Source organism: Burkholderia reimsis, from assembly GCF_003294055.1.
GTDB classification, from domain to species: domain Bacteria; phylum Pseudomonadota; class Gammaproteobacteria; order Burkholderiales; family Burkholderiaceae; genus Burkholderia; species Burkholderia cepacia.
The window spans coordinates 1-13,896 of sequence record NZ_QMFZ01000082.1; the positions used below are offsets into that span (position 1 = coordinate 1).

A 13,896-nucleotide genomic window follows, 5' to 3' on the forward strand; every position below is an offset into this window, starting at 1 on the left:
TCACGTTGTCGCCACCGATGTCGCCGCCGGTGCCCACCGTCACGTTGTCGCCCGACACCGTCGTGTTGCCCACGCCAGCCATCCCGGTGTTGCCCGCGATGTTCAGGTTCGGTGCGGTGATGTTCGTATTAACGCTGCCCGCCACTGCACTGTTCGCCGCCAGCGACAAACTCTGATTTCCATGCAGCGTCACGTTGGTAGCACTTATGTTTCCGCCCGACAATACCGCGAGATTGCCACTATTTACAGTAACGTTTTGTCCGATTACCTTCCTTAGCGATAAATCACCTGTTGCCGAGATATTTACATCAGTACCATGAACAGAATCAATAATTCCGCCATTCGCAGAAATATTTACGGAGCCGTAAACATTCGATCCGAGCCATGCGGTATCAACAATTGCTGCCCCCGAGCCACTGGCACTTATATTTTTGGCAACCAGATCCGTAACAGCCAGATACGCCCCGCTCTCGATTGTCACATTATTTGCAACAACCTTTGAACCCAATCCACTTTCGTTATAAGCAGGAATAACTGCAGAAAGTCCACTACCGGAACCTACCGTGACATTGTCAGCAGTAACCAATCCTGATAGCGTATGTCCGGTCGAGTCACCAGCACCGTAAAAATCAGGTCCAGAAACCAAACCAGCCCCTGGCTCAACGTTTATAGTATGATTCGCGTGAAGCAAAAAATTGTAGGACGTTATATTCGCCGTTTCAGCAATTCTTATCGTCCCGCCTGGCGCGATGTCAATATTGTTTGCAGATATATTTAAATTCGGCGCAGAAATTGCGGAATGGGTCGTGAAATTATTATCTGCAACCAGTGTCAGACTGCCATCCACACCCACCACGGGTGCGATTACGGAAATATCGCCTTGGCTCGGCCCGGTTCCCGCCGTGGTGATCGTCACTGTCGAACCAACGTTGAGAGCATTCGCGATCGTTGCGTTGTTGACGTTTGCCGTGGCACCGCCGCCCGTATTGAAACCGCCTGTAATGCCGCCCGAATAGCCGCTGTCTGCCGCCGAACTGATCGTCACATCAGTCGGATCGATCAGCCACTGGCTCCCGCGCCCGTTCGGCGCGGCTCCATCAAAGGTCCCGTTAACGGACAAGCTGTGACCCGATGTCTCCACAAAGCCGCCATCACCATGCGCCGATCCCGTTCGCACAGTCGCACCCGCATCGATTTGCGTATAGTCGGCCATCCCGATTTCACCGATCAGGTTCGCCGCAGAACTGCCCGGAATCTTCTTCAGGCTGTCGCCGCCGATAATGACCTGACCGCCGGCCACATCCCCTCTGGCATCAACCGTGGCGTTACCGAACAACCCGATCCGGCTCCCACCGAGTACGACGGTGCCCCCGCGCGCACCTGGGGCTCGACCCGCCACGTCGATTGCACCGCTCATCACAGAGTCACCGGTGTTGCCAGCATCGAGTACCACCGCACCCGATTCTGCGGTAACCACACCAGACAAGTTAATTACCGTCTGCAGCAGCGTATCAGCGCCGCGCGCAGTCAATAGCACCGATCCGTTACTCGCCTGGATCTGCCCACTGTTATCCACCAACGCCTTGGCCGTTGCACTGGTCAACCCGACTTGGATTCCTTGGCCGTTCGCGAGGCTGACCACGGCCGTATCACCCGCAGCCAAAACGGCTTGCCCGCGCTCGGCACCGATCATGCCACTATTGCGGACCTGATCACCCATCAGCACAACATACCCGCCCGGCGCAGCTTTGATACTTCCCTGATTCTCCACCGTCGCAGCAGTAGCACCAGCTCCCCGGCTCAAGACCAGTTGGTTTCCGTTCATGAAGTCGGACGCAGAAATCTGCTTGGTCGTTGCCAGGATTGCACCGACGTCTACCGTTGCATTCTTGCCAAAAATTACGCCATTGGGATTCTGGATGAACACCTGTCCGTTCGCTCGCAGCGCGCCTTGGATATTGCTCGCCGAGCCCCCGACTACACGGTTGAGCGACTGGGACTGTGCGTTCGGCTGAATAAACTGGACAGTATTACCCTGTCCGACATTGAACGAATTCCAGTCGATGACGCTACGTTGTGAAGTCTGATTGATCAACAGCGTGTTGACATTCGGAGACGAAATAGTCGACTGCCCACCAACCACTCGACCGCCGCTTGGCAATACCTGCGCCAGCGTCGGATCACCACAGATCGCCCATGCGACAAACGCAATCGGCGTCAAGCGCAGCAATCGCCGCGTTGCTCCCGCACCGTTCGCTTCTCCAGGCACCTTGCGGCTGGGCGTAACGTCCTCCCCTACAGCAACCAGCATGCCTCGCTTCTTGTCAAAGACAAGCTTGTGGATATTCTTGTTCATCGTCCATCTCCCAAATTAACAATTCCGGCAACACACCTCAAATTCACAAAAAAATCACCTATATTTTTTAAATAGTTCTCCTATGTTTTATTTAAAAATGAAAGCGTGATCCAAATTCTTGAATTTGCACTGCCAGGTGATATCCACGAATCGTCAGAGAAAGGAAAACGCTTGGCCCACGCCAACGAAGCAGTCAAGCCGGATTGACTGACCCAATCCAGGCTCACCCCGTACCCAGCCAGTCGCCGGCGATTGGAGATATGCGCCACTCCCGGATACCCCGTCTCCCAGCCCAGCCAGGGCTTCCGGTTTACTTGCCCTACTGCATAGTCGGCAAAAACGCCGGGCAAAATTTGCCCCCCCCACGGCGCTGCGAACCGCCACTTCACGTCAAGTGACGCAATGACGCCCTGATCTACCGCCCCCTCATCAGAACGATATGCTCGAACTCCGGAAGGCCCTCCCAAGCTCAGCATTTCGCTGTAGTCGAGATTCTTGTTTGATAACTGACCTCGAACATTCGCGACTGCGTATATATTTCCGGAATCTGTCACATTTTGTCGGCGCGAAATCGCGGCAAAGAGCTTGGCATAGTGTCCCGCTCTCTTGGGAGCCACATCCTGGGAATCATCATTTTGTTGATCACCGACCGTTAATGCGACACTCCCCTGCCACTGGCTAAGTCCCAATTGTTGGGAACGGTCACCATCATTACCAGAGAGCGTGCCACGTATCGCATGTAAGCGCGAATGCACCGCAAATCCATAATCGGGATAAGTCACACGCGTGCGTGTTTCCATCGCTTCCAAGACACCATTGACATTCAAGTCCAGACCACGAACGAACGGATAGACGACACCAACGCTGACGGCATCGGCTACAGCCTTGACAAGCACGCCTTCATTGATGGAATAGAGCGACCTCCCAACCGAAGTTGACCAGCGTAGGCCGTCGTAGCCAAGCGGAGCGCTCATTCCTGCAGATCCACTCCACATATGCTTGTTCGTTGTAAATAGAGATGCTTGGTACTGGTCGCCGGCTCCGAAGAGGTTGTTTCCTGATGCAACAACGCCCAAGCGAAGTGACCCAGTCGAGTGGGTTCCGCCGTTGTCCAACGTCAGATCCGCCGTCCAAGGCTTCCCGCGCGGCTCAGTCTGCATCACCATGTGAGTTTCTCCGGTGGCTACGCCCGAACTATCCAATTGCGGAGCTGAAGCCAACGAAACACCCGGAATGTCCTGCAGCAATTGGGTGGCACGCTCCAGTCGGCTGGCTTCAAGTACACAGCCGTGCCCGACATCCTGAGGCTCTTCACACATCGCTTGACGAATCGTGCGCAAAAGGCGCTCGTCAGAAACGCGCGAGGTATTTTTCAAATCCAGCCGCCCAATCGCGCCCAAAAAAACACGAAACTGCACCACCCCGGTTCGCTGCGCGTCCGCCTGAGCTGATTTCGTAAGCACTATGAGTCCGATCGGATACCCGCTTTGCCGCAGCACCGCGGTGAGCTTGCCCCGCCACTCCCTCATATGAACTTCGTCAACCACCTCGCCAACCCACATAGCGGATTGCTTCGCGAGCTGAGCAGACACCTTGCCTAAACCCGCCTCTTGGTCGTTGAACGAATAGGAAAATCTCTGAACCGAAACAGCACTTGCGTTTCCGGCCAATACGAGAAACGAGATACATGCAAACGACGATCGAATTTTTCCAAATCCTCCGCGTCGCCGCAAACTCTTTGAAATATTTTTTGATATCATCTCTCAGGTCTACTTTGTACATAAATAGGCCGAAGCTCCAGACAACACGAGCATGCCGGATGAAAAAATTTATATCAAAATCGCCCCAGACATTCGATTGAAGCTACTGACTTCGAGGGGTGTGGGAACCAGCATCGGGCGCTTCACCGTTATCAATTAGATAATCCTCAATCTTCTTACCTCGCAGCCATAACGGCATCTTTCCTCTACCGCTCCAGGTCTCCCCTGTTTCCGGATTCCAATATTTTGGCTTTATTTTGTCCCCTTTTAGCCTTCCCGGCTTTCTCCCGCTCAGCATAAAATTGACGTCGATCCCGGCATCCTGAAGAGCCTTCTTGACTTGACCTGCGAACTCCCGTGCCTCTCGCTCCCTTGCCAACGTCAACTCTGCATGTAGCTTCTCAATCTTTTCAAGAATTTCCTTATACGAACTCATCAACCCTCTCCCTCAGATATCTATTAGCACAGCCCACTCTTAACAACACTGCATATATAATTTATTAATAAAATCAGCAGATCACATCACAAAATCAATCTCGGGCAAGCCACAAACATCCCACCCCGATGAATTAGCATCAAAGCATCATAACCAAGCGCCAAGAAAATTCGCTCGTCTTCGATCGCACATGTTGTGGAGACAGCTGATGTTTGAGCATGGGTGCTCGCATCACCATCCGATCAGACGACGGACGGTGGAATGTACGCTTGATGCCAAGCAAGCGTCGAAACAACCCGCCCTCATCGATCAACGGACGACCATGTTTCTGTTTAGTCAAGATAGGAGTTGGAGCCAACAAGCGTTCGCCGATCTGCATCGCGACATCTCCTCCGATGCTCAATCCAACTAAGTGCGTCATCTCTTACCACGTATCGCCCTCCCGGATATGTCCTGCGCGCTCCATCAACGCACACTTCGATAGCCGCTCAATCAATACAAACTGATGTTGCTTCTGCCGAAAATTTTCCGTGATCACTTAGCGGGGCCACGCGATGTCGGGCACAATCCTTACACAGCCCCCCAAAAATTTACATCACTCCGTGCAGCAATACATGACTCATTCAAACAACATGGATGAGTGCATCTATCGAGTCAAAGGCTTCGCAGCACGGCCATCGTTATTACTGCCCCCTTATCTCAAGATGCGCTTGGAAACAACGTAGCAACTTCATCTCAAATTGTCTACCGCCAGATTCACCCAAGAACAAAGTATGACAATTATCGACTACAAACAGAATCCATCTAAAATACTTCACATCCAAAACAATAAAACACGCCAATTAATGAACAAACAGACACCACAAAACCTTATCAATAAATGTCAACAACTTGCCAACCGTTGAAAGATGAACCTGCCCGCCTCTTTCCGGGGGCTGCAATATAATTTCCGTAAAATCCACAGCAGTTACGACACATTGCAGGATGGCGTGCAATCGATTCGTTATGGCAGGTATTTCAGCAAACGTGATCAGCAGCTCCGATTGATGGCAATCGGCCGTTTCGGTCAAAGGTGATCGCCGATCACCGGCTTCCGAAACGAGCGATCATCTTGACGAAATGGATGATCGCGTTCCCGTAATGAGTGATCAGCGAGCCGAAACAGTTGATCACGCGACCGAAATTGAACGGGCTTCCGGCTCGGCAGTAGTGTTGGCCATCTCGAATATCGACGACAACATGTCACAAAAGCCGCTTTACGAATCCCGGAAACGTGCCTACGAAATAGGCAAAAACTCGACCCATTCAAAATCCGTTCAGTTTTCGCGTCGCGCAACGGCGCCCGACCGTCGCGTCTCTCGTCAACCACACATCGACGGGAAATTGAAAGGGACGAAAGAATATCGATTAACGTAGCCCTCAAATATCCGTCACATAGGCACCGGGACCGCTAGCCGCTCATCGAGAGCAACAATGTCACGCACACCACCGCATCTAACAACCGCGAACGCGACTTCGAAGTTTCGGCGCGCTGGGTTACGCTGTTTGGGCTGATCAAATCCGCCGAGCATGTCGCGCGGCTCGCCAGCGACGGCGCTGCTGTCAATACAGGACACGGCAAGTACAGCGCCGGTTTGACGTTGCGCAACCTGTACCGGAGCGTGATGGTCGCGGCTTCGCGGACAAATTCACCTTCATGAAGCCAACAGCCCAGGACAATTATGTTTGAGCAACCAGTTGTCAGAGGCAGTCGTACAACGACCGGCAGTTGCGTTATGCGCACTTCATCAACACACCATGATGACCAGGGTCAAGCGCCAGCGAGAGCCAGGGTCCACCAATGGTCTGACCGCCCCGTCCGCTTACCAGCAATATGCGGCCTATGTATGATCGATCTGGACAACATCTAGGGGATGCTGGGCGTCGAGCATGGAAATCAGCACCGCTAGCACGTTTATTGGCGCGCATCACTAATGAAACTCCGCATCACCGCCCCAGTTAATTGGAAACTCAGTCAATCAAAATTCCACCACAAATCACAACAACACATTATATTTCAATAGACACTAATAAATGCAACTCCCGACTCAAGGGGTTGCATTGCACTTTAGCATCCGGTACAAATGGGTGACGCGCTTTCATGCGATGAATCACGTAACGCAAAATTTACAAAGCTGGTGACATGATGCATCACGGGGATACCACTGAACACGGCGACGAGGACGGTACTTCTCGCCTTCCCAAGTCGATATATTTCATACACATCAAACACAAATTCCGATTACTCGCAAAAAAATACTCGAAATTATAAACAAATCCTTATAGACCATCGGATATTATGAAAGCGCTTCGCCAGCCACTTTTTTGGACCGTTTTCATGGTCCCGAACATTGTTTGCCTCGTCTACTTTCTGCTGATCGCGTCGCCCATCTATGTGTCGACGGCATCCCTCATTGTTTACAAACCGGTTCAGGCTTCAGAAAACCTCTCGTCGATGCTCTCGGGTACGAGCGGCGGTAACTCTACAGAGGGCGCATACATCGTCAAGGATTACGTCGGCTCCTGGGATGAATACCTAAACGTATCCAAGACGATCAATTTGCCAGAACATTTCAGCCACGGAGATTTCGTCAGTCGCTTCGGTGGATTCTCGACATTCTTCAGTAAAAGCGACGTCACGCTGTGGCATTACTACCAGAAGCGCGTAAATACCGCAATCGACCAAAACAGCGGAATCGTCTCCTTGTCGGTTGAGGGCTATTCCCCCTCTCTTGCCGCTACGATCGCCGAGCAGGTATTGAAAGACGCCGTTCATCATATCGACGAAATGAACCGCCAACAGGAAGCGGACTACATCAGGAACGCAGTCGATCGACGCACCGCGGTCGAGGCCAAATTGAAGAGTGACGGTGCCGCGCTCGCCGCCTATCGAACCTCGACCGGCATGCACGACCCCTCCGGCTTGTACAACTCCAACCTGGCGCTTCTCAACTCGCTGGCCGAACAAAAAACTCGAATGGCGGCGCAGTACGACGCCATCTCGGAAGCTACACCCAATAACCCTGTCGCCAAAAATCTAACGGTGGCCATGGCCGCCATTCAAGCCAAGATCTCGAGCACGGAAAACGAAGGCAAGATTCTTTCACGCCAAGCAGCACGTTATGACGAGCTGACGGTAGCACGCGACAACGATATATCCATGTTGCGTGAAGTTGAAACTGCGGTCCAGCAGGCGCAACTGAACGCGATGAAGAACAAGTATTACCTGAACATCATTAGTGCCCCGTCCAGCCCGCATGCCCCCGAACTGCCACGGCGTTTGGAATGGATCGCCGGCGTACTGCTTGCGACTCTCGTTTTGTGGGGACTTCTCCGATGAAGCACTTCTTTCTAACCACTCGCCTCGGACTTTTGAGCAGTGCGTTGGCACTGTCCGCGTGTGGCACCCTGCCGTCCGCTGGACCCTCTGCATCCTCCGTGACGTCGAGCCAGGATGTCGATATCGTGAACGTCACGCCCGCTCTCGCCCAACAGCGAACAGCGACCGAGATAACGCTCCGACAAACAATGCTCCAGCAATCGCTGGCGTCACTGTCCGGCGAGAAGCGCCACGGGGCGTTCACCTTTGCGCCCGGCGATGCATTGCGTCTTCAAGTCTGGACGATTTCACCCTGGCCCGGCTCGGATTCGCCGCAGGGAGTATCCAACGCCCCAACGTCGATCGACCTCGGGGACTACACGGTCTCCGAAGCCGGGAAGATCGACCTTCCCTATGTCGGCCCGACATCGATTCAGGGGCTGACGCTCGATGCCGCGCAAACGGCGATCGCACGTAAATTCGCCGCGCTGGGCATTTTGCAGAGTCCGTCCGCCAAGATCTCCGTGACCTCCACGCCGCAAGGCAGTGTCCTCGTTACCGGGGCAATCGGCGCGCCCAAATCGCTCCCGTGGACGCCGGCTGGACTTTCGCTCGCCTCGGCCTTGACCCAAGCCTTGGGAAACGGCGCGGACCTCATCGGATCGGCGAACGGCCAGCGCAGCGACAGCCTTGCCACGCAGGTAACGGTCGTTCGAAAGGGCGCATCCGTGACGTTGCCGCTTGACGAAGCCTTGACCCAGCAAATCGCGCTGGCCCCGGGTGATCGAGTTCTAGTCAGACGCGCTCCGCTGGTACGAGTGACGGTTGTCGGTGGTGGCGCTCACAAGAACGGTGAGCTTGATTTCGCGCACGTCCCCACGTTGGCCGAAGTGTTGGCTTCGGCGTCGGGCCTGGACGCCAACGCCGCAGATGATCACGCCGTGTTCGTGCTTGAAGAGCCCGTGCAGGGCGAACGCCCCGTGCTTTACAACTTCGCCTGGAACAAACTCGAAGGGCTGGTCGCGTCTCACAAATTCCCGATCAAGGATGGCGATATGGTCTACGTCGCAGAAGCACCGATCGTACCCGTTCAGCGCGCGCTGAGCATCCTGTTTCAGCTCGCGGTCCCCGTCCAGGCCGTCCGATGATATGACGTTCGCTGCCTACATTGATCGCTTAGGCCTCCCCGCCGGGGAGGCCGCACAGCTCCGCTCGTCGGTGCGCACATGGGACGACCTCCACGCATGGCTCGAAGCCAATCAGGAGTCGGTGATCCAGCCCAAGCCAGAGCGGATCACCGTCGCCCCTCCTCCGCTGAACGTGTCCTGGAAACACAACATATGGCGCCGATTCTGGCGCTCGCATGACCTGCGCGCGCCAATCGGCGAGCCTCCCCGTTGGGAGCAGGTCGTCGAATATCGGCGCAAGGTTACGCTTGCGCTGACCTTCGTCACTACCACCATCATTCTGCTTCTGTCGAATTACACGCTGCGCGCGCAACAAATGCCCGAGATCACGATCAAGATCTATCTCGTGATCTATGGAATCATGACCTGGTTCCTCGCCTCGAATTTTTTCAAGCTGGCGCTCGGAACTTGGCACACCCTTCGGGGTCCGGGCAACAACCCATGGCACCCGTCAAAGTCGGCTCGCGAACCACGAAGGGAAGCAAAGGTCGCCATCGTTTATCCGGTCTACCACGAAGATGTCCCGCGGGTTGCTGCCGGCATGGCCGCGACGTGGGAATCGATCGCGCATGAATTCCCAGAATACGCTCACCATTTCGACAACTTCCTCCTGTCGGACAGCCGCAAGCTCGAATACAACGTCGTTGAACAAAGTGCCGTGCATAAGCTGAGCGCGCGTTTTCCGGAAGGACGTTTTTTTTACCGGCGTCGTCCCGTCAACCAGAATGCCAAGCTCGGCAACATCAGCGACTTTTGCCGGCGGTGGGGAAAGAAGTATGAGTACATGTTGGTCATGGATGCGGACAGCATCATGGACGGCAAAACGATCGTTGAACTCCTGCGAATGATGGAGGGAAATCAACGCATCGGCATTCTTCAAACCAACCCCAAACCGGTCATGCGCCGCAGTCTGTTTGGCCGGATGCAGCAGTTTGCCGGTCGACTTTACGGTTCAGTTTTTTCATACAGCCTGCAAGCCATGTTCATGGGGCATGCATCTTACATCGGGCACAATGCGATGATCCGGATGAAACCGTTCATCAAGTATTGCATTCTCCCCGAACTACCAGGAAAAGCCCCGTGGGGCGGCAAGCCGCTCAGCCACGACATCATCGAATCCGCAATGATGGCGCGTGCCGGCTATGAAGTTTGGTTCCTCCCGGAACTTGAAGGAAGCTACGAAGAGATTCCCGCCAATCTTTTAGGATTTCTGATTCGCGAACGCCGCTGGATGCAGGGCAACATGCAACATCTTCGGTTCCTGTTCATCGACGGACTTCGTTCGGTTCATCGGGAGACGTTCCTCAACGGATCGGTAGGCTATCTCGCCGCTCCGCTCTGGGCAACGTTCCTGGTCGTATCGGCATACGGAATGGTTCATTTTTTGAGCAAAGGGAATCTCGTGATCGGGTCCATCCGGCTATTGGAAATGCCGATGATGATGTTGCTTGTTTCGTCCATGGTATTCCTGTTCATGCCGCGCTTCCTGGCGTTCGCCGTACACGTAAAGAGCGATCGCGCTCGTGGTTTTGGCGGAAAGGACAAGCTCGCCTGGTCGTTGCTGCTCGAAACGGTGTTCTCCTTCTTTTTCTCCCCGATCATGATGATCTACGTCACCCGGTTTGTATGGCTTTGGGCCAAGCGAAAGAGTATCTCGTGGGGAACTCAACAGCGTGACGATGATCCGCTCCCGTGGTCTGATTGTTTCCGACATTTCGGCTGGGTAAGCGTGATCGGAATCATCTGTTGGGTCTCCATGGCCTATGCCGTCGACGGCATCTCGAACGCGCGCGCACTCATCATCGAGGTCCTCTCGAACAAGTGGGTGACGCCAAGCGACATCATGCTCTGGTTCTTTCCGATCCTGGCCGGATTCACGGGTAGCGTCTGGATTGCTCGCTTTACCAGCCTGACCATCGACTGGATACAAGCTCGCAAGCTCTTCACTATTCCGGAAGAAACCTACACGCCGCAGGTCATTGGAGACACGATCCGCTGGGAGCACGAGTTGCGACACGACCTTCCCGACGCAAACGATCCGGAAGCCGTCATGGAGTACGCCACACACGACATTGACTTCTACATCAAGCATCGACCCGAGACGCGCGTCAGACCGCACGTCGCCCATCGCCTCCTTCCCATCATTATGGAAGGCAAGCGCTTGACCGGGAAAAACATGCTGCTCGCACTAAGCGAACGGGGTTGTTTTGATGCGCTTCACATAATGGCGATCCGAGGATCTTCTCCGACAGTGACCTCTAGTTCTCAAGAGGCGGCGTGATGGATGTGAGAATACTTTGGACTGCAGGCATTTGGCTAATGGTGAGCCTATGCTGTTTGACATCTTTATATGCCCTCGTTGCCGCCTTGGCGATGCCTCGCCTGCGATCCCAGACGAAGATTCGGGCAATAACCTATAAGAACGCGCCTTCGTCCGTCAGCATACTAAAGCCCTTATGCGGCGACGAACCGCGGCTCTTCGAGAATCTTGCAACTTTCTGTGAACAAGATCACCCCCGTTTCCAGATCATCTTTGGCGTCGCGTCAGCGCACGATGCTGCCGTCAAGGTGGTTCATCGATTGCAGAATGCGTACCCAAATCTCCATATCGATTTGATTGTTGATTCACGCATTCATGGTACCAATCGGAAAGTCAGTAATCTGATCAACATGATTTCGCACGCACGTCACGACATCTTGGTCCTAGCCGATAGTGACATCGCCGTCTCACGCGATTACCTTCGTGTGGTAACGGCTCCAGTGATCGACTGCACTCGCCAGGTCGGCGTGTCCACGTGCTTGTACCAAGCCCGCGGAATCGCTGGCTTATGGTCCAGAGTTGGTGCGATGTTCATCAACGAATGGTTTGCGCCGTCCGTGCGTGTTGCCCACACGGTCGGGTCTCGTTCGTTCGGGTTCGGAGCGACGCTCGCCTTCCACAAGCTCACCCTCGCACGAATCGGAGGCTTCGAAGCACTGAAGGATTGCCTCGCCGATGATTTTATGTTGGCTAAGTCCGCCCGGGACCAGGGCCTCAACACGGTACTGTCTCCCTTTCTCGTAACGACAGACGTTATTGAATGGACATTACGCGATCTGTGGAAAAGGGAGACCAGATGGCTGCGCACCATTCGGTCCGTCAATCCAGGAGGCTTTGCATTTCTTTTTGTAACATTTACCACGCCTTGGCTGATCCTGAGCCTTTGTCTCCTGGAAACTGCGTGCCTGCACCCCGTCACACTGGTGTCGCCTTCGCACACCGCCGAAATGGTGTTGGCTACTAACACCGTGATCGGCACAATGGCCCGCTTGCTTGTCCACGCACGAGGTTGCCATGGATGGAGGGATTTTATCTTTGATCTCCCATTGATCCCACTACGGGATATCGCCCTACTATTTCAATGGATTGGAGCATCCGTAGGCGCTCATGTCCATTGGCGTGGCAGGCGCGTCCCCATTTCAAATTAACATCCTCAAAAAAATGGGTGGAACGATTTATCCAGAAAAATCGCTTCGATCCGTTACAATTTCTATTCAGGAAAATGAAATGCCAAGAGTAACGAAAGCCGTATTCCCCGTAGCTGGCTTAGGCACGCGGTTTCTACCAGCCACTAAGGCCAGCCCTAAGGAAATGCTACCAGTTGTCGATAAACCTCTGATCCAGTACGCTGTCGAGGAAGCGATCGCTGCTGGAATCACTGAAATGATCTTTGTTACAGGCCGGAGCAAGCGATCCATTGAAGACCACTTCGATAAATCATATGAGGTTGAAGCAGAACTCCAAGCGCGTGGCAAGGAAAGCTTGCTGAAGCTTGTGAAAAGTATCAAGCCACGCAACGACAGCCGGAAGCACTTGGTCTCGGGCATGCCGTTCTCTGCGCCGAAAAGCTCGTCGGCGATCATCCATTTGCGATCATTTTGGCCGATGATCTACTTTATGGCAAAGAACCCATCATGAAGCAAATGGTCGATGTTTTCGATCATTATCATAGCTCGGTCATTGGAGTTGAGGAAATACCCAACTCTGAAACGAAATCATATGGAGTTGTCGACGGCAAGGAATGGGAGCAATCTATTATCAAGATTTCCGGGATCGTCGAGAAACCGGCACCTGACGTCGCGCCATCGAACCTCGGCGTTGTCGGCCGCTATATCCTTAAGCCTTGTATCTTCAAGCATCTTCGTGAAATAAAGCCCGGCGCCGGCGGTGAACTGCAACTGACGGACGGAATTCAGGCTTTGTTGTCTGAGGAGCAGGTCCTCGCGTACAAATACACTGGCACGCGATACGACTGCGGTAACAAGCTTGGCTATCTAAAGGCGACAGTCGATTTTGCTCTCCGCCATCCCGAGGTGGCGAATGACTTTGCGCAGTACTTGACCACACGAACACCCATCACGCATAGACCCGAATAAATTGATTACAATTTTCGAACTAAAGATCTCTCTTCAGCCGCCGGCGTCGAGGACGAGAAGTAACGCTTGCGCAGATGTCGAATCATGTCTCGCGCGGACCTCGTGCCGTAGATCGCCGCCGTGAGCTTTCAATTGTCCATTTCTCGTCCGCGAAGCTTGGTAAGCACCCGGCTAAGACACTCCTCGGGGTAAATTGCCGTCACTCAAGCGGCGACGGGTGCCCAACGATGCGGCAATATAGGCATTCGCGATTGACGCTAGTCCGATGAATCATTGAAATTGGATGTATCGATCCCATATGCTTGGGCATGCCGAGAACGATGCTGACGAGCGAACAACGTACCGAACTGGAGGCCGTGATGCGCAAGCGTCATGGCAATGCG

Annotated in this window: 9 protein-coding genes and 1 pseudogene; 6 read left to right on the forward strand and 4 right to left on the reverse strand. The window is 53.8% G+C overall.

The genetic code is table 11. The features are described 5' to 3' along the window. The 4 genes from DPV79_RS42415 to DPV79_RS42425 form a co-directional block, all read right to left on the reverse strand. A partial coding sequence (locus tag DPV79_RS42415; RefSeq protein ID WP_133295792.1) for a two-partner secretion domain-containing protein occupies nt 1-2,356 on the reverse strand: 2,356 nt, incomplete at its 3' end. A gap of 80 nt (nt 2,357-2,436) precedes the next feature. Continuing rightward, nucleotides 2,437-4,116 (reverse strand): ShlB/FhaC/HecB family hemolysin secretion/activation protein, encoded by a 1,680-nt coding sequence (locus DPV79_RS42420; protein ID WP_133295793.1) that lies wholly within the window; start codon nt 4,114-4,116, stop codon nt 2,437-2,439. Between the two features lie 103 nt (nt 4,117-4,219). Next, nucleotides 4,220-4,552, reverse strand: coding sequence for an H-NS histone family protein (locus DPV79_RS40810; RefSeq protein ID WP_244321905.1), 333 nt, complete (start codon nt 4,550-4,552; stop codon nt 4,220-4,222). 139 nt (nt 4,553-4,691) lie between these two features. Then, nucleotides 4,692-4,931, reverse strand: coding sequence for a hypothetical protein (locus DPV79_RS42425; RefSeq protein ID WP_133295794.1), 240 nt, complete (start codon nt 4,929-4,931; stop codon nt 4,692-4,694). 761 nt (nt 4,932-5,692) lie between these two features. Here DPV79_RS42425 and DPV79_RS42975 point away from each other — a divergent pair. The 6 genes and pseudogenes from DPV79_RS42975 to galU all read left to right on the forward strand — a co-directional run bounded on the left by DPV79_RS42975 (nt 5,693) and on the right by galU (nt 13,513). Then, nucleotides 5,693-5,968 carry a hypothetical protein gene (locus DPV79_RS42975; RefSeq protein WP_165843640.1) on the forward strand — a complete coding sequence of 92 codons (276 nt, stop codon included), beginning with the start codon at nt 5,693-5,695 and terminating at the stop codon, nt 5,966-5,968. Nucleotides 5,969-6,929: 961 nt separating this feature from the next. Continuing rightward, nucleotides 6,930-7,931, forward strand: coding sequence for a KpsE/RkpR family capsule polysaccharide export protein (locus DPV79_RS40820; RefSeq protein ID WP_244321906.1), 1,002 nt, complete (start codon nt 6,930-6,932; stop codon nt 7,929-7,931). A 188-nt stretch (nt 7,932-8,119) separates the two neighbouring features. Beyond that, entirely contained in the window at nt 8,120-9,058 is a 939-nt protein-coding gene (locus DPV79_RS40825; protein WP_244321907.1) for a polysaccharide biosynthesis/export family protein, read from the forward strand. A gap of 1 nt (nt 9,059) precedes the next feature. After that, a complete protein-coding gene (gene mdoH, locus DPV79_RS40830) occupies nt 9,060-11,378 on the forward strand; it encodes a glucans biosynthesis glucosyltransferase MdoH (RefSeq protein WP_113048104.1) in 2,319 nt (772 codons plus the stop codon). A 92-nt stretch (nt 11,379-11,470) separates the two neighbouring features. After that, nucleotides 11,471-12,565 carry a bacteriohopanetetrol glucosamine biosynthesis glycosyltransferase HpnI gene (gene hpnI / locus DPV79_RS40835; RefSeq protein WP_244321908.1) on the forward strand — a complete coding sequence of 365 codons (1,095 nt, stop codon included), beginning with the start codon at nt 11,471-11,473 and terminating at the stop codon, nt 12,563-12,565. Between the two features lie 79 nt (nt 12,566-12,644). Then, nucleotides 12,645-13,513 (forward strand): annotated as a pseudogene (gene galU, locus DPV79_RS40840) (UTP--glucose-1-phosphate uridylyltransferase GalU). Nucleotides 13,514-13,896 lie beyond the last annotated feature (383 nt).

What these genes read in the sequence shown, in the direction of transcription:
- DPV79_RS42420 (WP_133295793.1), bottom strand. Translation starts at nt 4,116, where the DNA reads ATGATATCAAAAAATATTTCAAAGAGTTTGCGGCGACGCGGAGGATTT.
- DPV79_RS40810 (WP_244321905.1), bottom strand. Translation starts at nt 4,552, where the DNA reads ATGAGTTCGTATAAGGAAATTCTTGAAAAGATTGAGAAGCTACATGCA.
- DPV79_RS42425 (WP_133295794.1), bottom strand. Translation starts at nt 4,931, where the DNA reads ATGCAGATCGGCGAACGCTTGTTGGCTCCAACTCCTATCTTGACTAAA.
- DPV79_RS42975 (WP_165843640.1), top strand. Translation starts at nt 5,693, where the DNA reads ATGAGTGATCAGCGAGCCGAAACAGTTGATCACGCGACCGAAATTGAA.
- DPV79_RS40820 (WP_244321906.1), top strand. Translation starts at nt 6,930, where the DNA reads ATGGTCCCGAACATTGTTTGCCTCGTCTACTTTCTGCTGATCGCGTCG.
- DPV79_RS40825 (WP_244321907.1), top strand. Translation starts at nt 8,120, where the DNA reads ATGCTCCAGCAATCGCTGGCGTCACTGTCCGGCGAGAAGCGCCACGGG.
- mdoH (WP_113048104.1), top strand. Translation starts at nt 9,060, where the DNA reads ATGACGTTCGCTGCCTACATTGATCGCTTAGGCCTCCCCGCCGGGGAG.
- hpnI (WP_244321908.1), top strand. Translation starts at nt 11,471, where the DNA reads ATGCCTCGCCTGCGATCCCAGACGAAGATTCGGGCAATAACCTATAAG.